Annotated in this window: 18 protein-coding genes and 1 pseudogene; 7 read left to right on the top strand and 12 right to left on the bottom strand. The window is 72.4% G+C overall.

Translation table 11 applies throughout. The features are described 5' to 3' along the window. Positions 1-9 precede the first annotated feature (9 nt). Positions 10-1,635: an FAD-dependent oxidoreductase gene (locus ACLB9X_RS26975; RefSeq protein WP_410363008.1), complete on the top strand. Its 1,626-nt coding sequence runs from the start codon at positions 10-12 to the stop codon at positions 1,633-1,635. Positions 1,636-1,683: 48 nt separating this feature from the next. Here the strand turns inward: ACLB9X_RS26975 and ACLB9X_RS26970 are convergent, their stop codons facing one another. Next, positions 1,684-3,054: an MFS transporter gene (locus tag ACLB9X_RS26970; RefSeq protein WP_410363007.1), complete on the bottom strand. Its 1,371-nt coding sequence runs from the start codon at positions 3,052-3,054 to the stop codon at positions 1,684-1,686. Positions 3,055-3,209: 155 nt separating this feature from the next. On the opposite strand from ACLB9X_RS26970, the gene ACLB9X_RS26965 reads away from it, so the two are divergent. Then, the gene (locus tag ACLB9X_RS26965) at positions 3,210-3,881 is read left to right on the top strand and encodes a FadR/GntR family transcriptional regulator (RefSeq protein WP_410363006.1); all 672 of its coding nucleotides are present in this window, start codon (positions 3,210-3,212) and stop codon (positions 3,879-3,881) included. Between the two features lies 1 nt (position 3,882). On the opposite strand, the pseudogene ACLB9X_RS26960 reads toward ACLB9X_RS26965, so the two are convergent. Then, a pseudogene (locus ACLB9X_RS26960) lies at positions 3,883-4,017 on the bottom strand (short-chain dehydrogenase); the annotation flags it as partial. A 434-nt stretch (positions 4,018-4,451) separates the two neighbouring features. On the opposite strand from ACLB9X_RS26960, the gene ACLB9X_RS26955 reads away from it, so the two are divergent. Next, positions 4,452-5,489, top strand: coding sequence for a PAC2 family protein (locus ACLB9X_RS26955; protein ID WP_410363005.1), 1,038 nt, complete (start codon positions 4,452-4,454; stop codon positions 5,487-5,489). 57 nt (positions 5,490-5,546) lie between these two features. On the opposite strand, the gene ACLB9X_RS26950 is transcribed toward ACLB9X_RS26955, so the two are convergent. The 5 genes from ACLB9X_RS26950 to ACLB9X_RS26930 all read right to left on the bottom strand — a co-directional run bounded on the left by ACLB9X_RS26950 (position 5,547) and on the right by ACLB9X_RS26930 (position 10,185). Continuing rightward, entirely contained in the window at positions 5,547-6,521 is a 975-nt protein-coding gene (locus ACLB9X_RS26950) for a superoxide dismutase (protein WP_410363004.1), read from the bottom strand. Positions 6,522-6,697: 176 nt separating this feature from the next. Further along, complete coding sequence (mshC, locus tag ACLB9X_RS26945; RefSeq protein ID WP_410363003.1) at positions 6,698-7,927, bottom strand: cysteine--1-D-myo-inosityl 2-amino-2-deoxy-alpha-D-glucopyranoside ligase; 1,230 nt, start codon at positions 7,925-7,927, stop codon at positions 6,698-6,700. Positions 7,928-8,030: 103 nt separating this feature from the next. Continuing rightward, complete coding sequence (locus tag ACLB9X_RS26940) at positions 8,031-8,858, bottom strand: SCO1664 family protein (RefSeq protein ID WP_410363002.1); 828 nt, start codon at positions 8,856-8,858, stop codon at positions 8,031-8,033. Next, positions 8,822-9,412: a DUF3090 domain-containing protein gene (locus tag ACLB9X_RS26935; RefSeq protein ID WP_410363001.1), complete on the bottom strand. Its 591-nt coding sequence runs from the start codon at positions 9,410-9,412 to the stop codon at positions 8,822-8,824. Before ACLB9X_RS26935 ends, ACLB9X_RS26940 begins: the two co-directional genes overlap by 37 nt. Before the next feature lie 68 nt (positions 9,413-9,480). Continuing rightward, positions 9,481-10,185 (bottom strand): histidine phosphatase family protein, encoded by a 705-nt coding sequence (locus ACLB9X_RS26930; protein WP_410363000.1) that lies wholly within the window; start codon positions 10,183-10,185, stop codon positions 9,481-9,483. A 247-nt stretch (positions 10,186-10,432) separates the two neighbouring features. On the opposite strand from ACLB9X_RS26930, the gene corA reads away from it, so the two are divergent. Then, a complete protein-coding gene (gene corA, locus ACLB9X_RS26925) occupies positions 10,433-11,416 on the top strand; it encodes a magnesium/cobalt transporter CorA (protein ID WP_410362999.1) in 984 nt (327 codons plus the stop codon). Between the two features lie 31 nt (positions 11,417-11,447). Here corA and ACLB9X_RS26920 read toward each other — a convergent pair whose 3' ends face one another. Together ACLB9X_RS26920 and ACLB9X_RS26915 are read right to left on the bottom strand one after the other, a co-directional pair. Continuing rightward, entirely contained in the window at positions 11,448-12,233 is a 786-nt protein-coding gene (locus ACLB9X_RS26920; RefSeq protein WP_410362998.1) for a ferritin-like domain-containing protein, read from the bottom strand. 254 nt (positions 12,234-12,487) lie between these two features. Beyond that, on the bottom strand, positions 12,488-13,537 hold the full coding sequence (locus ACLB9X_RS26915; protein ID WP_410362997.1) for an LLM class F420-dependent oxidoreductase: 1,050 nt from the start codon (positions 13,535-13,537) through the stop codon (positions 12,488-12,490). Between the two features lie 129 nt (positions 13,538-13,666). Between ACLB9X_RS26915 and ACLB9X_RS26910 the strand changes: the two genes are divergently transcribed. Both ACLB9X_RS26910 and ACLB9X_RS26905 read left to right on the top strand, forming a co-directional pair. Then, a complete protein-coding gene (locus ACLB9X_RS26910) occupies positions 13,667-14,650 on the top strand; it encodes an aldo/keto reductase (protein ID WP_410362996.1) in 984 nt (327 codons plus the stop codon). A 272-nt stretch (positions 14,651-14,922) separates the two neighbouring features. Then, positions 14,923-17,058 carry a helix-hairpin-helix domain-containing protein gene (locus tag ACLB9X_RS26905; RefSeq protein WP_410363044.1) on the top strand — a complete coding sequence of 712 codons (2,136 nt, stop codon included), beginning with the start codon at positions 14,923-14,925 and terminating at the stop codon, positions 17,056-17,058. 140 nt (positions 17,059-17,198) lie between these two features. On the opposite strand, the gene ACLB9X_RS26900 is transcribed toward ACLB9X_RS26905, so the two are convergent. Further along, on the bottom strand, positions 17,199-17,849 hold the full coding sequence (locus tag ACLB9X_RS26900; protein ID WP_410362995.1) for a hypothetical protein: 651 nt from the start codon (positions 17,847-17,849) through the stop codon (positions 17,199-17,201). 47 nt (positions 17,850-17,896) lie between these two features. On the opposite strand from ACLB9X_RS26900, the gene ACLB9X_RS26895 reads away from it, so the two are divergent. Beyond that, a complete protein-coding gene (locus ACLB9X_RS26895; RefSeq protein WP_100106356.1) occupies positions 17,897-18,085 on the top strand; it encodes a DUF5703 family protein in 189 nt (62 codons plus the stop codon). 112 nt (positions 18,086-18,197) lie between these two features. On the opposite strand, the gene ACLB9X_RS26890 is transcribed toward ACLB9X_RS26895, so the two are convergent. Further along, entirely contained in the window at positions 18,198-18,995 is a 798-nt protein-coding gene (locus ACLB9X_RS26890) for a chaplin family protein (protein ID WP_410362994.1), read from the bottom strand. Between the two features lie 144 nt (positions 18,996-19,139). Next, positions 19,140-19,373 carry a chaplin gene (locus ACLB9X_RS26885; protein ID WP_410362993.1) on the bottom strand — a complete coding sequence of 78 codons (234 nt, stop codon included), beginning with the start codon at positions 19,371-19,373 and terminating at the stop codon, positions 19,140-19,142. Positions 19,374-19,544 lie beyond the last annotated feature (171 nt).

Here is a 19,544-nt window from a genome sequence, read left to right as displayed (position 1 = left end):
GGAGCAATGATGACCACCCTGCAGAGCGTCCCCGACCACGGGACGCGCCCGGCCTCCGGCTCGACTCTGTCCTCCTTCAAGGCAGCGAGCCGCGCCGAGACTCGGGAGCAGCTCTCCACGGCGACGTACGACCTCCTGGTGATCGGCGGCGGCATCCTGGGCATCTCCACCGCCTGGCATGCGGCGCAGTCCGGGCTGCGGGTGGCCCTGGTGGACGCCGGCGACTTCGCCGGCGCCACCTCATCCGCCTCCTCCAAGCTCCTCCACGGCGGTCTGCGCTACCTGCAGACCGGCGCGGTGAAGCTGGTCGCGGAGAACCACTTCGAGCGGCGTGCCGTATCCCGCCAGGTGGCGCCGCACCTGGCGAACCCGCTCACCTTCTACCTGCCCGTCTACAAGGGCGGACCGCACGGTGCCGCGAAGCTCGGCGCGGGCGTCTTCGCCTACTCCGCGCTCTCCGCCTTCGGTGACGGGGTCGGGCACCTGCTCAGCCCGGCGAAGGCCGCGGCCGACGTGCCCGAGCTGCGCACCGACAACCTGAAGGCCGTCGCGGTCTACGGCGACGACCAGATGAACGACGCGCGCATGGCCCTGATGACCGTCCGCGCGGCCGTCGAGGCCGGTGCGACCGTCCTCAACCACGCCGAGGTCACCGGCCTGCGCTTCACCCGCGGCCGGGTCACCGGCGCCGAGCTCAAGGACCGCACGGACGGCACCGAGTTCGGGGTCGACGCCCGCCTGGTGCTCAACGCCACGGGTCCGTGGGTGGACCACCTGCGCCGCATGGAGGACCCGGACGCCGCTCCGTCCATCCGCCTGTCGAAGGGCGCGCACCTCGTCCTCAAGCGCACCTCGCCCTGGAAGGCCGCGCTCGCGACCCCGATCGACAAGTACCGCATCACGTTCGCCCTGCCCTGGGAGGACATGCTGCTGCTCGGTACGACGGACGAGGAGTACGAGGGCGACCCGGCGGACGTCGCGGTCAACGAGAAGGACATCACCCAGATCCTGGACGAGGCCGCGTTCTCGATCCGCGACCAGCAGCTGTCGCGTGATCTGATCACGTACTCCTTCGCGGGTCTGCGCGTCCTGCCCGGCGGTCCCGGCGACACGTCCAAGGCCAAGCGGGAGACCGTCGTCACCGAGGGCCGCGGCGGCATGCTGTCGGTGGCCGGCGGCAAGTGGACGACGTTCCGCCACATCGGCCGCACGGTGATGAACAAGCTGGCGACGCTCCCGGGCCTGCCGCTCGCGGAGGACATGGAGCCCATCGCGCAGCTCCCGAAGAAGGTGCCGCTGCCCGGCATCGCCAACCCGAACGCCGTGGCGCACCGTCTCCTCGTCGACGGCGGCACGCCCGGCCCGCGCATGGCGGCCGACACCGCCCGCCACCTCGCCACGCACTACGGCTCGCTGTCGTTCGACATAGCCCGCCTGGCGAGCGAGGACCCGGCGCTGGCCGAGCGCATCCACCCCGACGCGCCGGAGATCTGGGCGCAGGTCGTGTACGCGCGCGACCACGAGTGGGCCGAGACGGCGGACGACGTGCTGCGCCGCCGTACGACGCTCACGATCCGGGGTCTCGCGACGGACGAGATCCGCGGGAAGGTGGAGGATCTGCTCGGCGAGAAGTAACGACCGGTACGCGAGGGGGCGGCACACGTCGGGTGTGCCGCCCCCTTGTCATGCGTTGAGCTCCTCCAACGTCCTGCCCTTGGTCTCGACGGCGAGCAGGGCGACGACGGCACCCACCGCCGCCACCGCCGCGAACTGCGCGAAGACCATGGCCAGGCTGCCGCCGGCACCGAGGATCGCCCCCAGGGTGACCGGCCCGAGGATGACGCCGAGCCGGTTGCACAGGCCACCGAAGGCAGCGCCCTTGGCTCGGTTGCGGGTCGGGTAGAGCTCGGGCGAGTACAGGTAGAGCCCGGAGTTGACCGTGTAGAGGAAGAAGGCCGTGCCGGAGGCGAAGAGGGCGACCTGGAGGCCGGAGGTCGCACCGGCGAGAGCCAGCATGCCGAGGGCGACCGCGGTGCCGCCGAGCGCGGTCACGAGGGCGGGTCTGCGGCCCACCCGGTCGATCACCAGCGCGACGACGAAGGTGCCAAGTAGTCCGGTGACGTTGCCGAGCAGGGTGTAGCCCAGCGCGGTGCTCAGGTCGAGGCCGAAGTTCTTGGTGTAGAGGGACGGCAGCCAGGTGGAGATGCCGTGGTTGACGTAGTAGGCGACGAACCAGAGCACGGAGACGACCACCGTACGGCGCAGGTAGCGGCCCCCGAACAGCTCCCGCAGCCGGCCCCGCGACGTGTCCTCCTCGGACCGCGCGGTCGGTGCCGGGGCGGGCAGCGGTGTGCGCGTGGCCTCGGCGACCTCCGCCTCGATGCGCGCGACGACCTGCTCGGCCTCCTGTGTGCGGCCGCGGGCCAGCAGCCAGCGCGGGGACTCGGCCACGTGGCGCGGCAGCAGGACGGCGAACAGGACGGGCACGGCGCCGATGACGAACATCGCGCGCCAGCCGAGGGTGGGGACCACCCACACGGCGACGAGACTGGCCGCCGCCAGGCCGGCCGGGAAGATCATCTCGTAGAGGAGCACCAGGCGGCCGCGGTTGTCGGAGCGTGCGATCTCGTTGATGTAGGTGGCGGCGACGGGGACGACGCCGCCGATGCCGATGCCCTGGACCAAGCGGAAGAGGGAGAAGGCCTCGATGCCGTTCGAGAGGGCCACGGCGAGGGAGGCGAGGCCCGTCACGGCGACGCCGAGGGCGACCGTGCGTACGCGGCCGATCCGATCGCCGAGCCAGCCGGCCGCGAGAGCGCCGAAGAGCATCCCGATCGACGCCGCCGTCAGAGCGAGGGTGGCCCCTGCCGTCGTCAGGTTCCACTCCTTCCTCAGGACGGGGAGCGCGGAGGCGGCCAGCAGCTGGTCGAACGCCTCGAAGAAGGTGACGGCACCGATCAGGAAACGGACCTTGACGTGCCAGCGGGAGTGAGGAAGCCGCTCGAGTCGCGCGGCTATCGAGTAATGGACAGGCGGGTTGGCCACAGTCGTCATGAGGGATCCTCCCGCGAACGGGAATCTGCGGAAACGGGGGACGGCAGACTGCGTCAACTTACGCCACGTGCGGGGTGGCGGTCGCCGGAATGCGGGGACCATGGGTGGCCGCAGGCGGCATAATCGTCGATACATCGGATGTATGGAGGCCGCCCGTGGCTGTCACCGACGAAGCCATCGAAAAGATCAAGGGGATGATCGTCTCCGGCGCACTGCGCCCGGGCGACCGGCTCCCCAAGGAGAGCGAACTGGCCGCGGAGCTGGGCCTGTCGCGGAACTCGCTGCGGGAGGCGGTGCGGGCACTGTCCCTGATCCGCATCCTCGACGTGCGGCAGGGCGACGGCACGTATGTCACGAGCCTGGACCCGCAGTTGCTCCTGGAGGCGCTGAGCTTCGTCGTGGACTTCCACCGGGACGACACGGTGCTGGAGTTCCTCGCGGTACGGCGGATCCTGGAACCGGCGGCCACGGCGATGGCGGCGACGCGGATCAGCGAGGCAGAACTGGCCTTGCTCGGGCGGCAGTTGGACGCGCTGGGGGCGCAGCCGTCGGTGGAGGAGCTGGTCGCGGCGGACCTGGAGTTCCACCGCGGCATCGTGCAGTCCTCGGGGAACTCGGTGCTCTGCTCCCTGCTCGACGGCCTCTCCGGCCCGACGACCCGGGCCCGCATCTGGCGGGGCCTGACCCAGGAGGACGCGGTGAGCCGCACGCTGCACGAACACCGGGCGATCCTGTCGGCGCTGCGGGACCGTGACGCGGAGGCGGCGAGGTCGTGGGCGACGGTGCATGTGGCGAGTGTGGAGCAGTGGTTGCGGTCGACTCTGTGACGGTGACGTCGGCCTTCAGCGCGAGGACCCCGTCCGGAGTTCCGGACGGGTCGCGGTCCAGGACGGCGACGCGGGCGCCCCGGTCCCGCAGCGCGGCGACGGCCGCTCCGATGCCGGAGGCTCCCCTGGTCACCATCGCGCCCAGTCCTGCCCCCGGCGACCGCGCCGGCCGTCATGTGCATCACGCCCTCCTCGGGGCCCGGGCCGGCGCAGTTGGGAGGTGAGGTCGGCGTGCAGCCGCGGCGAGGGCGGCGGCGGTGAAGGGGCGGGGCGGCGGATGGCGTGGACCTCGAACTCCGTGACGGCCTGGCTCATGCACGCACCCCGTGAGGCGGGACATCGGATCTCTTGGGCGGACATCCGATGTATAGCGTCGGGGTCACGCGACAGCCCAGGGCGCTGACAAGGATTTCCCCGCACAGCTCGGGATGAATTGACGTTTCGCCCTTTTCTCGCCTCGGCATATGCCCGGCTCCGGGAGTCACCCGGGCGTGCCAGGGGGCTGCGGCGGGGCACCCGGTAAGCCGTAAGGTTGGGACGTAATAAAGGGAACTTCGGAAGGAGGCCTGGGTGATCGAGCTCGAGGGGGTACCCGAGCTGATCGACCCGGTCATGGTGGCCGCGTTCGAGGGCTGGAACGACGCCGGCGACGCCGCCTCCACCGCGGTCGCTCACCTGGACCGGGAATGGAAGGGCGAGGTGTTCGCGGCGCTCGACGCCGAGGACTACTACGACTTCCAGGTCAACCGGCCCACGGTGTGGCTGGACGGCGGTGTACGGAAGATCACCTGGCCCACCACCCGGCTCTCCGTGGTCCGCGTCGGCGGCGACAAGCCGCGCGACCTGGTCCTGGTCCGCGGCATCGAGCCGTCGATGCGCTGGCGTTCGTTCTGCAACGAGATCCTGGGCTTCGCCCACGAGCTGGGCGTCGAGATGGTCGTGATCCTGGGGGCGCTGCTCGGCGACACCCCGCACACCCGGCCGGTGCCGGTCAGCGGCATCACCTCCGACCACGATCTCGCGCGCACGATGGACCTCGAGGAGACGCGGTACGAGGGGCCGACGGGCATCGTCGGCATCCTCCAGGAGGCGTGCACCCACGCCGGGGTCCCCGCGGTGAGCCTGTGGGCCGCGGTCCCGCACTACGTGTCCCAGCCGCCCAACCCCAAGGCCACGCTGGCCCTGCTGAACCGCCTCGAGGACCTGATCGACCTGCGCATCCCCCTCGGTGAACTCCCCGAGGACGCACGGGCCTGGCAGCTGGGCGTGGACCAACTGGCCGCCGAGGACAGCGAAGTGGCCGAGTACGTCCAGACGCTGGAGGAGGCGCGGGACACCGCCGAGCTGCCCGAGGCGTCCGGCGAGGCCATCGCCCGGGAGTTCGAGCGCTACTTGCGGCGGCGCGACGGCGGGCACGGCGGCCACGCGACCGACGGCGGCGAGGGCGGCTCGTACTTGCGCGACACCTCCAGCGGGCGCACCCGCCCGCCGGCGCCGCCCCGGCCCGAGCCGGGTGCGGCGGAGCCCGAAGGCGAACGGGGCTCCGAGCGCGAGCCGGGCCGGGAGGACGACGGCGGCGGCGAGGCGACCGGGACGCACGGGGACTGACGGACACGACGAGCGGGGTGGCGCCGCCAGGCACCACCCCGCGGCACGTCGGGCCGCTCAAACCCGCTCGACGGCGACCACGTCGTAGTCGGTGTCGGGCCCGGGCTGTACGTCGAAGCGCGCGTTGGGCAGATAGATCCGTCGGCCCCACGCGGCGGCCGTGGTGGGGACGCGGAAACGCGCGTCGGTGATCCGCGCGATCGGTGTGCCCTCGGTGCCCGTGTCGTTCAGCCGGACCACTTCGACCCGGTTGAGCCGCTGCTGAACGATGTAGAGATCGCGGCCGAGCAGGAGGAGTCCGTCGCCGCGCGGGATCTTGAGGTCGCCCAGTGCGACTCTCCGTGCCACGCCCGTTCGCGGGTCGACGCGCATCAACGAGCCGCCCGCCACGACGGAGTTCACCACGAGCAGGGCGCGCCCGTCCGGGGTCCGCGTGATGCCGTTGGCGGTGAACTCGCTGCCCTGCTCCCACTCCCCGCCGAGCGGGAGAGTGGCCACCTCGCGCCCCGGCTCACCGTCGCGGTCGACGGGGAGCCGGTAGAGCTGGGGGCGGAGGGAGTCCGTGAACCAGGCCGCGCCGGGCGTGAGGACGACGTCGTTCACCATCGAGCCGGAGCGGGCAACGGAGAAGTTGCGGACGATCTCCCTCGAACGGATGTCGGCGACCCTGATCTCCCGGCTGAGTCCGCCGCTGAGGTAGAGCCGCCGCTCGGCCAGGTCGATCTTGAGGCCGGCGACGGAGCGGTCGCGCCCCAGCCCCTCGATCACGACGCGGCCGCGGCCGGTGGCCAGCTCCGCCCGGTACACGTCGCCGTCGGCGAGGGACCCGAACCAGGCGAACGGTGTGCGGCCGATGGTGATGCCTTCCGGCCGGAAGCCGTTCGGCAGGGCGAAGCGCGTGGGCCAGGCCCGGTCGGGTACGGCGGCCGGCCGGGCCGCCCGGGCGGTCCCCGTCCGGGGGCCGAGTAGCGTGGCTCCGCCCAGTGCGGCGGCGGAGCCGAGCAGTGTTCTGCGGGTGAAGGAACGTTCCATGATGCGTCCTTCCGGCAGCTGGTCGACGACATGCCTCTCAGGGCCTCTCGTGCCAGCTCACCACGCGCCGGTCGCTCACGCCGCGCGAAAGCGCAAGCGCACGCGTGTGCCGGGCGGGTGATGCCCGCCCGGCACAACAGGATCCGTCCCTTCGGGTCCGGCGGATCGTGACGCCTCTAGAGCGCCACACCCAGCAGGGCGTCGACCGCGCGGGAGACCAGGCCCGGAGCGCCCTCGTCCGTGCCGCCCTCGGACTGCTGCAGAGCGGCCCAGCGGTCGACGGCGGCGAGCGCCGCGGGGGCGTCCAGGTCGTTCGCGAGCGCCTCGCGGATCTCCTCCACCAGGCCGTCCGCGGACGGGCCGTCGGGCCGGGAGACGGCCGCGCGCCAGCGCCCGAGCCGCTCGACCGCGTCGCTCAGCACCGTGTCCGTCCACTCCCAGTCGGCCCGGTAGTGGTGCGAGAGCAGGGAGAGCCGGATCGCGGCGGGGTCCACGCCGTCGCGGCGCAGCGTGGAGACGAAGACGAGGTTGCCCTTGGACTTGGACATCTTCTCGCCGTTGAGGGCGACCATGCCCGCGTGGACGTACGCCTTGGCGAAGGGGTGCTCGCCGGTGAGCACCTGGGCGTGCGACGCGCCCATCTCGTGGTGCGGGAAGGCGAGGTCGGAGCCGCCGCCCTGCACGTCGAAGCCCATGCCGAGGTGGTCGAGGGCGATGGCGACGCACTCGATGTGCCAACCCGGCCGGCCGCGGCCGAGACTGCCGCCGTCCCAGCTGGGCTCGCCCGCACGGGCGGCCATCCACAGCATCGGGTCGAGGGGGTTCTTCTTGCCGGGGCGCTCGGGGTCGCCGCCGCGCTCCGCGGACAGCAGCCGCATCGCCTCGGCGTCGAGCCGGGACACTCCGCCGAAGTGGGGGTCCGCCTCCACGGAGAAGTAGACGTCTCCGTCCAGCTCGTACGCGGCACCCGCGTCCCGGAGCCGTTCCACGAGGGGAACGATGCCCGGTATCGCCTCGACGGCGCCGATGTAGTGCTGCGGAGGAAGCATCCGCAGGGCGGTCATGTCCTCGCGGAACAAGGCCGTTTCCCGCTCGGCGAGCTCGGTCCAGTCATGCCCGTCACGGATCGCGCGCTCGAGCAGCGGATCGTCCACGTCCGTCACGTTCTGGACGTAGTGAACCTGCCGCTTGGTGTCGAGCCACACGCGCTGAACGAGGTCGAACGCGTTGTAGGTCGCCGCGTGACCCATGTGGGTCGCGTCGTACGGCGTGATGCCGCAGACGTAGATACGGGCGACGGGACCGGGGTCGAGGGTCACCGGACCGTCGGTCGCGGTGTCGTGGATCCGGAGGTCGCGGCCCTTGCCGGGCAGGGCGGGGACCTCAGAAGCGGGCCAGGCATGCATGCCTCGAGCCTAACCGGACGCATGTTCCGCATACGAACCGGATCACTACTCTTGGCCGGATGGGCGCTCTTGCGGTCGGCCGAGACCTGTGCCTGGCGGCCCGCTACACCGGCGGCCAGGGAATCGCCGGCCACGCGCCCGACGGGACGGGATGGGTCCCCGAGGCCAGCAGCGCCGCCACCCGGGCCCGTACCGCGGCGACCTCGGCCGGGGTGAGCAATTCGGCCAGGCGGGTGGCGAGCGGCTCCCCCTCGGCAAGCGCGGCGGCCACCGACGCGAGCGTCTCGGTCACCTCGGCCGGCAGCGGCTCCCCCGCCCAGCCCCACAGCAGCGTGCGGAGCTTGTCGTCGGCGTTGAACGTGACCCCGTGGTCGATGGCGTACAGGGCGCCATCGACCGTGGGCAGCAGGTGGCCGCCCTTGCGGTCGCCGTTGTTGATCACCGCGTCGAGCACGGCCAGCCGGCGCAGCCGCTCGTCGTCGGCGTGGACCAGCAGGGCCGTGCGCCCCTCGCCGACGTCGGCGAGTCCGACCGCCTTCCAGCCCTCGCCCGGCTCCTCGTCCTCGACGAGCCCGAGCAGTGCGGCCTCGGGGTCGGCCTCGATCCACAGCTGGACCATGCCCTGCCCGTAGGGGCCGTCCCGCAGCACGGTGGGTGGTACGAGACCCCAGCCGGTGACCTCCGAGAGCTCGTACGTCGCCACCTCGCGCTGGGCGAGCGTGCCGTCGGGAAAGTCCCACAGCGGGCGCTCACCGGCGATCGGCTTGTAGACGCAGTACGCCTCCTCACCCTCGTACGCCACGGAGCAGTAGAGGACCGCGTTGGACGCCTCGCGGAGCCGTCCGCGCACGGTGAGCTCGCCCTTCGCCAGCAGCGTGAGCACGTCGACCGTGCTCACGCGCCCCGTCGGTATCCGTTCTGGCGCGGGCATACGTGTCCTTCCGGATCGAGCGGCAGGCTGCACAGCGGGCACGGCGGCCGGCCGGCGTTGACCACGTCCAGGGCACGCTTGGCGAACGCCCTGGCCTGGGCACCGGTGAGCCGGACGCGGAGCATCGGCGGGCCGTTCTCCTCGTCCTGCAGCAGCCGCTCCTCGGCCTCCGCGAGATCCTCCTCGGACTCCGCGTCGAGCTCGACCAGCGCCTGCGCCTCGACGATCATGCGCTGTTCCTCGCCGTCCCACGCCAGCGCCATCGTGCCGACGCGGAACTCCTCCTCGACCGGATTGTCGAGCGGCGCGGTGTCGGCGACGTCCGCGGGTGCCACGGCCGGCACGGGCGCGTTGCCCCCGGTGCGGCGCACCACCTCGTCCAGGAGTTCGTCGATCCGCTCGGCGAGCGCGGCGACCTGGGTCTTCTCCAGAGCGACGCTGGTGACGCGCCCTGCGGCGGAAGCCTGCAGGAAGAACGTACGGCGTCCAGGCAATCCGACCGTGCCGGCCACGAAACGCTCCGGCGGGTCGTAGAGGAACACCTCACGGGACACGTCCTGTCTCCCTTGGGATCGGTCTTCGGATCGGTCTTTCGGCCCGTCCACCCTACTGCGCGCCGCGATCACGGTGCGCCCGCGCCGCCTCCGACGACCGCACGTCCGCTCTCCTCGCTCCGCTCCTCCTCGCCACTCGCGCGCGGCACGAGCGAGTTGAGGTCCCCCGTGTCGCCGAGGCGCAACAGGAAGGGGCGGGTGCGGGTGTAGCGGATCGCGGTGATCGAGCAGGGCTCGACGTGGATGCGCTGGAAGAGGTCGAGATGCATGCCGAGGGCATCGGCGACCAGGGACTTGATGATGTCCCCGTGCGAGCACATCGCATAGAGGGCGCCGTCGCCGTGCTCCTGCTCGACGCGTGCGTTCCAGTCGCGGACGGCGTCGACGGCGCGGGCCTGCATGGCGCGCATGGACTCGCCGCCGGGGAAGGCGGCGGCGGACGGATGCTGCTGCACGACCTCCATCAGCGGCTCGTCGGTGAGTTCGCCGAGTTTGCGGCCCGACCAGTCGCCGTAGTCGCACTCGCCGATCCGCCCGTCGGTCTCCAGAGCGAGCCCTGGCCGGGCGTCGAGCAGTGGCTGCAGGGTCTCGCGGCACCGCTCCAACGGGCTGGAGACGACGGCGGCGAGGGGCACCGCGGCGAGGCGGGCGGGCAGCTCCGCGGCCTGCGCGGCCCCGCGTTCGTCGAGGTGGACGCCGGGCGTCCGGCCGGCGAGCACACCGGCGGTGTTGGCGGTGGAACGTCCGTGCCGTACGAGGATGAGCGTGGCCATGACGGCAAGCGTACGGCGCTCCGGCCCGCAAGCCGGGGTGACCGGGAAGGGACCGTTCGAGACGGTCACGGCACCGTCGCTGCCAAAGTTGCCGACGGCGGAGCAACCGTTCTTGTGTCAGCGGGCGGCATCGCTTTGAGAGACGGCGCGGTCGCGTTCAGTGACAGCGACATCGCCGCCCCGCGGCAACCTCGGACAAGGGAGCCGCCGCGGGCGTTACGGCGGCGAGCCTGGGTATCTTGCGCAGATGATCGTGGATTGCGCCATCTACCGCGACGGACGCCGCACCGAGGGCCCGTCGGACCTCTCCGACGCCCTGGCCGAGGCACGGGCCACGGGCGACGCCTTCTTGTGGATCGGCCTGCACGAGCCGACGGAGATGGAGTTCGAACATGTCTCCGAGGAGTTCGGGCTGCACCCGCTGGCGGTGGAGGACGCGCTCAAGGCGCACCAGCGGCCGAAGCTGGAGGTCTACGACGACTCGCTGTTCGTCGTGCTGAAGCCGGTCGTCTACGAGACCGAGAGCGATGCCGTCAGCGCCGGCGAACTGATGGTCTTCATAGGTGACTCGTTCGTGGTGACGGTCCGGCACGGCGAGGGCGCCCCGCTGCGCGCCGTACGCGAGCGGCTGGAAGCCGAGCCCGCGGTGCTGCGGCACGGGCCGACCGCGGTGCTCTACGCGATCAGCGACGCGGTCGTGGACCACTACATAGACGTGGCCGCCGAGTTGCAGGTGGACCTGGAGGAGCTGGAGACGGAGGTCTTCGCGCCTGGCGGCAAGGACGCGAGGAACACGGCGGCGCGGATCTACACCTTCAAGCGCCAGGTGCTGGAGTTCCGTCGGGCGGCGGGGCCGCTGGCGCCGCCGATGACTCGGCTCGCGGGGGCCGGCGTGCCGTTCGTCGACGAGCACTCGCAGCCGTTCTTCCGGGACGTCAGCGACCATCTGACCCGGGCGAACGAGCAGGTGGAGGGGCTGGACCGGCTGCTGTCGGACATCCTGTCCGCCCATCTCGCGCAGATGGGCGTGCGGCAGAACGACGACATGCGCAAGATCTCGGCCTGGGCCGCGATGGCCGCGGTCCCGACGATGGTCGCGGGGATCTACGGGATGAACTTCGACCACATGCCGGAACTGCGCTGGGTGTGGGCGTATCCGGCGGTCGTCATGCTGATGGCGGGCGCGGTCCTCGGCCTGCACCGGCTGTTCAAGCACCGCGGCTGGCTGTAGATCCGGGCACCGGGCCGGGCGGCGGGCGCGGTCAGACGGCGGGCGCGGGGGTGGGCGGCCCGTCGAGCGCCCCGCGCCGCTCCGGCATCGCGAGGGAGACCATGCGCCGCCAGCCGCCGAGCCGCTCGTACGCGTACATCCCGTGGATGCCCGCGGCGAGCGCCGCCGACTTGGCCTTCGGCCAGCGCAGCAGCCGGTCCATGTGCCCCATCACGGCCAGGCTGACGTCGCGGTAGACGGCGATCTCGGTGAGCGAGCTCTCGCGCAGCACCTGCTGGATCCGGCGGCCGTGCCCGGCCCCGGCGAGGCGCAGCAACTCCTCGTGGCAGTAGGCCAGATGGTTTTCCTCGTCGGCGGAGATCATCCTGATGGCCCTGCCGACCTCCGGATGGTCGCCGAAGTGCGTGACGAGCATGACCATCTGGTCGGCGGCGCGCTGCTCGGTGACCCGGCTGTGCGCGAGGTAGACGACGATGTCCTCTTCGGTAAGCGGCTCGTCGCGGCGCAGCTTGTCGTGGGCGAGTCCGATGCCCCGCTGCTCGAGCAGCATCGTGTAGTCGGTCTCGGGCGGTACGGGGACGGGGTCCAGCTGCCGTTTCCTGAGCAGCGCGTTGAAGATGCGGCCGTGCTTGTCCTCGTCCGCTCCGTGCCGGGTGATCTTGGGTGCCAGATCGCGCATGCTCTCCGGGACCAGGGCCGCGATGCGCGCGTTCTCCCACCCGCCCTGGGTCTCGCCGCTGGCCGCGATGGAGCAGAACAACTGGTAGGTGTCGTCGTTGTCGACGATCTCCTGGAAAATGCTTCGGGCCGAGAGCATGTCTGCCACCTCCGTGAAGGCATCCGCGCAGAACGAGTCAATTGCGGTACGCCGAACGCGGCAACAGGGGGCCCGGGCGACTCGTCCGAACGGACGAGGGCAGGCGCCCGGCGCGGCAGTAACCGCCGCGCCGGTCGCGCGTTGTACCGCGTGACGGCCGTGGCGGGGAAGACCCCCGAGCCCCCACCACGGCCGCAGACTTCTCGCCGGGCCCGTCACGCTTCTCGAAGGCTGTCAGGCTTCTCGCAGGGCGGTCAGGCGACGCCGGCGAGTTCCAGGGCCTCGGTGCCGGCGCGCAGCGCGGCGATGCGCTCGTCGAGCGTGAAACCGGCCGGGGAGAGGGTCAGGGTCGTGACGCCGGCGGCGGCGTAGGCCGTCATCCGGTCGGCGATCCGCTCCACGGAACCGAGCAGCGCCGTCTGGTCGATCAACTGGTGCGGCACCACCGCGGCCGCGCCCGCCTTGTCGCCGGACAGGTACTTGTCCTGGATCTCGGCCGCTTCCTTCTCGTATCCCATGCGCTGGGCGAGCTGGTTGTAGAAGTTCTGCTTACGGCTGCCCATGCCGCCGACGTACAGCGCGGTGTATGGGCGGAACATGTCGGCGAGACCCATGACGTCGTCACCGACGGCCAGCGGGAGGGTGGGGCAGACGTCGAAGCCGTCCATCGTCTTTCCGGCCTTCTCCCGGCCCGCCCGCAGATGCTTGACGGCGGTCTCCTCCAGGTGGTCGGCGGACGGGAAGATCAGCAGGGCTCCGTCGGCGATCTCGCCGGTCTGCTCCAGGTTCTTGGGGCCGATCGCGGCGATGTAGAGGGGGATGTGCTCGCGCTGCGGGTGGACGGTCAGCTTGATCGGCTTGCCGGGTCCGCCGGGGAGCGGGAGCGTCCAGTGCTCCCCCTCGTAGGTCAGACGCTCGCGGGTCATCGCCTTGCGGACGATCTCGACGTACTCGCGGGTGCGGGCGAGCGGCTTGTCGAACTTGACGCCGTACCAGCCCTCGGAGACCTGGGGGCCCGAGACGCCGAGGCCGAGGCGGAAGCGCCCGCCGGAGAGCGAGTCGAGGGTGGCGGCGGTCATCGCCGTCATGGCGGGCTGGCGGGCCGGGATCTGGAGGATCGCGGAACCGACGTCGATCCGCTCGGTCTGGGCGGCGACCCAGCTGAGCACGGTGGGAGCGTCGGAGCCGTACGCCTCCGCGGCCCAGCAGACGTCGTAGCCGAGCCTGTCGGCCTCCTGCGCGACGGCGAGGTTGTCGCCGTCCATCCCCGCACCCCAGTAACCGAGGTTGATGCCGAGCCGCATAACCGCTCCCTCTTACTGATCAGTAACGCCCATGTTCCGGGGACTCTAGCGCGGGCGTGCGGGATCCGGCAGGGGAGGTTGTCCACAGGTTCTCTCGGCGTGGGCCCCTGGCCAGTAATCTCAGCGCCCATGGAGCAGAGGCATCTCGGCCGCACCGGCCTGCGCGTGTCCCGTATCGGACTCGGCACCCTGACGTGGGGCCGGGACACCGACGAACACGACGCCGCCGACGTGTTGAAGGTCTTCTGGGAGGCGGGCGGGACGCTCGTCGACACGGCCGACGTCTACGGCGGCGGGGATGCCGAGTATGTGCTGGGCCGGCTCGTGGAGCGGCTCGTGCCTCGCCGGGACCTGGTCATAGCGACGAAGGCGGGCAGCGTGCCCGATCCGGACCGGCGCTTCGACGGGTCGCGCGGGCATCTCCTCGCCGCGCTCGACGCGTCACTGGAGCGGCTCGGGACGGATTACGTGGACCTGTGGCAGATCCACGCCTTCGACCCCGGCACGCCGCTCGACGAGACGCTCCAGGCGCTGGACATCGCGGTCGCGAGCGGGCGGGCGCGGTATGCGGGCGTCTCCAACTTCTGCGGGTGGCAGCTGGCGAAGGCGGCGACCTGGCAGATGTCGGTGCCGGGGGTACGGACGCGGCTCGCGAGCACGCAGATGGAGTACTCGCTGCTGCAGCGAGGGGTGGAGCGGGAGGTGCTGCCCGCGGCGCTGGACCTCGGCGTGGGGCTGCTGCCGTCGTCGCCGCTGGGGCGCGGTGTGCTGACCGGCAAGTACCGGACGGCCACGCCCGCAGACTCGCGCGGGGCGTCGGAACACATGGCGCCGTTCGTGGAGCCGTATCTCGACGAGGCGGCGAGCCGGATCGTGGACGCGGTGGCGACGGCGGCGGACGGTCTGGCGGCGACTCCGCTGGAGGTGGCGCTGGCGTGGGTCCGGGACCGGCCCGGCGTGGTGGCCCCGATCGTGGGCGCGCGCAACGCGCAGCAGCTCACGGCGGCGTTGTCGGTGGAGGCGCTTAGTCTTCCTGACGAGATCTGCCAGGCGCTGGACGACGTGTCGGCGCCCGTGCACCGCTATCCCGACCAGGACTGGAGCACGCTGTGACCGCGCCCACCCCGGGGCACTCCCCCGGCCCCGCCCCCACCCCGCCCCCCACCGCGCCGGGGCCGGCCCCTGCGCAGGGCGGCGCAGCCGCCGGAAGCGGCGCGGACGGGTCGGTGGTGGGCCCGGGCGGCGCGGGCGACGCAAGCGCGTCGGCGGCAGGTGCGGCAGCCGACACGGTCGCGTCGGCCGCGGACGTGGCAACCGGCACAGGCGGCGACTCGCGCGGCGCGGGCGGGGCCGACGCCCCCAATCCGGCGGACGGCGGTCCCGACATGGGCGACCCAGCCGCCGAAGGCGGCGCAGGCGCGTCGGCCGTCGGCCCGGCGGACGGCGCGGACGGTGCGGACGGCGGCACCATAGGGAGCGAGGTCCCCAATTCGGGGGACGGCAGTCCCGACATAGGCGACGCAGCCCCCGAAGGGCCCAGGGCCCCGAACCCGGCGGACGGTCGCCACGAGCCCGGCGACGCAGACGACGAAGGCGGCCCGGGTGAGGTCGAGGAGGAGATTGCCGCGCAGCGGGAGCTGCGGGCGCGGATCGAGAAGCGGAAGGCCGAGCGGGGCGGGCCCATCGAGAGCGGGGGCAAGCTCAGCGGGAAGGCCGCCGATCTGCTCGCCGCCGTACGGGCCGTGGAGAGCGGCGACGCCGCGGGGTCGGAGTTCTTCGACGCGGCGCCGCCCGAGCCCCGGCGGCCCGTGCCGGTGCCCCCACCCGCGCCCGCCACGCCCGTCCGCGCCACGGCGCACGCGCCGGAGGCCACGCCCGAGACCGTGGCCGCCGTGCGGGCCGTGCTCGTCCGGGGCGGCGCGCCCGAGGCGCTGGCCTCCCAGGTCGCCGAGACCCTTGGCGAATCCGCCGCGGAGCTGCTCGCCGACGACCCCTGGCAGCTGCTGTCCGTGCCGGGCGTCAGGCCCGAGCAGGCGGACGGCTTCGCGCGGGCGCTGCTCGGTGACGCGTGCGGCCCCGGTGACAAGCGGCGCGCCCGCGCGCTCGTGACGTGGCTGCTGGAGCGGGCGGCGCTCCAGGGGCACACGGCCCAGGACGCGTCAGCGGTGCGCGCGGCGCTCGCCGAGCGCACGGTGCCCGACCCAGACGAGGCCGTCCGGCAGGCCGTCGCCGACGGCGCCGTTCTCGTCTTCCAGGAGGGCGTGGAGGACGAGCAGGAGACGAAGCCGGTGACCGTCCTGTTGGGACTCGACCGTTACGCCATGGCGGAGGAGAGCCTGGCCGACGGACTGGCCCGGCTCGTCAGGACCGGCCCGTCCGACGACTGGGAGGGCCCGGAGCTGGTCCGGGCCGCGGGCGCGCACGGGCTCGTCGTGCACACGGGCGGCGAGGCGGCCCGTGCCGAGCCGGTCGACCTCGGGGTGCGGGCGCGTGCGCGTGGACTGCGCGCCGTCGTCGCCACGCACGGGGAGAACGGCAGCCGCAGGCTCGGTGCCGAGGCCGGTGCCGTCACGGTCCCGGCGCTGCTCTCGGGCGCGGCCGGGCCCGGCAGGGACGAGGACGGCGCGCTGGCGCTCGATCTCCTGGTCGTCCTCGACGCGCCGCAGCTGGACGTGGAGACCGCCGCGATACTCGTCGAGTCGATGCCCGACGGCAGCCGCCTGGTGCTCAGCGGCGACCCGGGGGTGCTGGGCTCGGCCGGCGCGGGCCGCGTGTTCGGCGACGTCATCGCCGCGCGCGTGTGCCCGCAGATCGCGTCGCGCACGCCCGACCCGGGCCCGCTCGGGGAGCTGGTGTCCGGCATCGGCGTCGGGGAGCTCAACCAGGTGCCGGCTCCGGAGAAGGAGATCGTGATCGTCCCGGTGCGGGACGCAGGAGAGGCGGTCCACCGCACGGTGCAGCTCGTCGCCGACTCGGTTCCGCGGGCCATCGGCGTACCGGCCGACCGCACCCAGGTGATCACCGTCGGCCACGGCGGCCCGGCGGGCACCCGCGCGCTCAACGCGGCGCTCAAGCAGCGGCTGAACCCGGGCCCCGGCCGGTTCGGCGGCTTCGACCCGGGTGACCGCGTCGCGTACGCCCAGGCGCCCGGCCGGACACTGACCTGCACCGTGGTCTCGGCGGACGCGGAGGGGCTGCACCTGGACTGCGAGGGGACGAGGACGGTCGTCCCCAAGGAGCGGGTCGCGTCGGAGGTCCGCCACGGCTGGGCGCTCACGGCGCACCAGGCGGCGGGCATGCGCTGGCCGGCCGTGGTCGTGGTCCTGCCGAGGGACGCGGCGCAGGGGCTGAGCAGACCGTGGGTGTACACGGCGTTCGGCCGCGCCGAGCGTCATCTGTCCGTGGTGCACGGCGTCGACCAGGCGCTGGCCCGCACCGTGGCGGAGGTGCCGGGTGCGGAGCGGACCACCCGGCTGCGCTCGCTGCTGGAGGCCCTCCTCGCTACCGGGCCCGGGTCGTAGCACGGCAGCGGCCCGGGGCGACGGCGTGGCGTCGCCCCGGGCCGCGGAAGCGTGCCGGAGCAGTGTGGAAGGACGGCACAGGGCCGGGCGGCGTCGAGTGGCGACCCGGCGCCGACCACACCGTCCCGCCGATGACGCCGTCACTCCTCCTGGTCGAGATCCTCCGCCAGGTCCTCCTCGTCGAAGACCGAGCTGACGTCGAAGCGGCAGACGACCCTCTCGGGGTCGGCCTGGTCGAACGGGACGCTCAGCCACTCCCCCGGTTCGGGCAGCTCGTCCGCGGCGGCCACCCAGAGCGTGGAGTCCCCCTCGGCCAGGCCGAACTCCTTGTGACGGGAGGCGATTTCGTCCGGTTCGTACTCCCCGAAGAGCACACCGAGCGCCGCGTGCACGCTCTCGCCGACGACCGGCACGTTGGCGGGCCGGTCCGCCGCGTCCGGATCGAGATCCGCGATGCGCTGCGCCTGGGCGAGCAGCCGCTGCGGCTCCACCACCGCGTAGTCCCGGCGGATCAGCACGCTGAGTGCGTTCGGCTCCTCGGGACCCGCGTAGGGCGGCAGCGAGTCGTCGGCGCCGGGGATCTCGAAGGGCGTCACCTCGTCATAGCGGTCGTAGAGCCTCTCGTCGTAGGCCTCGGCCGCCGCGGCGAGCGCATTGAAGGCGTCGTAGACAGCCGGGTCGTCCTCACCCGTGCGGTTCTCGACCGCCGCGAGGTGACGGTCCAGTGCGGCCTTGACCGCCTCGGCGGCGGCACGTACCTCGGCAGCGGTGGGCTGCGCAGCATCAGACATAGTGCAGACGCTATCCGTACCGGGCCGCTGCCCGCACAATAGATGCGATGCCGGAATACGAATTTGTCGACGTGTACGTCCCTCGCGGGGTCTCCCGCAAGGAGGCGACCCGTCTGCTGACCGACCATGCCGAATACGGACACTGGGAGTTGGACCGACTGACCCTGCACCGGGACGGCAGCCGCCGCGTGCGGCTGCGCCGGCGCATCATCCGACAGGTGCGCGCCACTTGGTGAGCGCACCGGCGAGGTCCGGGCCCGGTCCACGGGCGCAGACGCGAGCCGACCGCAGACGCAAGGAGCGGGCCTGTGGGCCCGCTCCTTCGTGTACCGCCTCAGTCGGGCCCGGTCAGGCCGACGCGCGGGCCCGCCGGTAGAGGACCGCGCCCGCGAGCAGCAGTCCGGCACCGGCAGGGGCGAGCACGTCGACCGCGTCCATACCGGTCTCGGCCAGCTGGGCGCCGCCGCCCTTCGGCGTGACGGTCCGCTCACCGGGGGTGTTCGGCCCCAGTGGGTTCGCCGGCGTGCTGGGGGTCGTGGGCGTCGTGGGGGTCGTGGGCGTCGTGGGGGTCGTGGGCGTCTGGGGGTTGCCCGGCTCCGTCGGCTCCTGCGGGTTGCCCGGCTCCGTCGGCTCCTGCGGGTTACCCGGCTCCGTCGGCTCCTGCGGGTTACCCGGCTCCGTCGGCTCCTGCGGGTTACCGGGCGTGGAGCCGTCGGAGTTGTTCCCGCAGTTGGCGGACGACGGGTTGAGAGCGCCGATGACCGTGACGCTGTTCCCGCACACGTTGACGGGCGCGGCGACCGGCGCCTGCACCTGGTTCCCCGAGAGGATGCCCGGTGAATTGCTTGTCTCCCCGCTCGCCTGGGAACTGCCCGCGTTGCTGCCCGTTCCGGAGCCGCTGCCGGACCCGTTGGCGCACATGTTGCCCACGGCGGGGTTCAGAAGTCCGATGATGTCCACGGTGTTCCCGCAGACGTTCACCGGAACGTGCACCGGCGCCTGGACCGAATTCCCGGAGAGCACGCCGGGCGAATTCGACGCCCCGCCGTTCGCCACGGAATCCGCCTGTGCGTAACCCCCGCCGAGCGCGAGTACGCCACCCGCGGCCGCCACAGAGATCAGACCCTTGCGCGTGACCTGTCGCATGTCTTGTTTCCTGCCTTCCAGCAGCTGTCAGAATGCCCCGGTGTACTTCCCGGAGCTGGAAGAACCGGGCGGCTCCGGAGTGCGGGCACGCACTCCCGAGCCGCCCGAATCAAACCCGGGGTCTCCCGGGTCGAGTCACAACGCTCAGAGGTTGGCGCATTCGTTGGCGAAGGCGGGGTTGAGCAGCCCGATGGCGTCGACCGTGTTGCCGCACAGGTTGACCGGCACGTGGAGCGGCACCTGGACGGCGTTGCCCGACAGCACGCCCGGGGACTGCGAGGCGGTGCCCATGGCACCGGCGTCGGCCACGGCCACACCCGCGCCCGCGAGCACCAGACCGCCAGTGGCAGCCGCAGCTGCGACGACCTTCTTGATCATTATTCCTCCTTGTTGGCATACGGCCCCAGCCGCGGACCGCATCACCTGTAACGAGGAGGGCGCATGACGGCTACGAGACGAAACCTCCATTCACTCTTTCCGGTCATCGCCGCACACGCGGACGATTGCGGGAACGTCATTCCCTCGCTTCGGCCCCTTTTCGGCGGCTGC

This window comes from Streptomyces sp. 5K101 (genome assembly GCF_046506645.1).
Taxonomy (GTDB): Bacteria; Actinomycetota; Actinomycetes; order Streptomycetales; family Streptomycetaceae; genus Streptomyces.
This window is presented reverse-complemented; position numbering and strand designations above follow the sequence as displayed.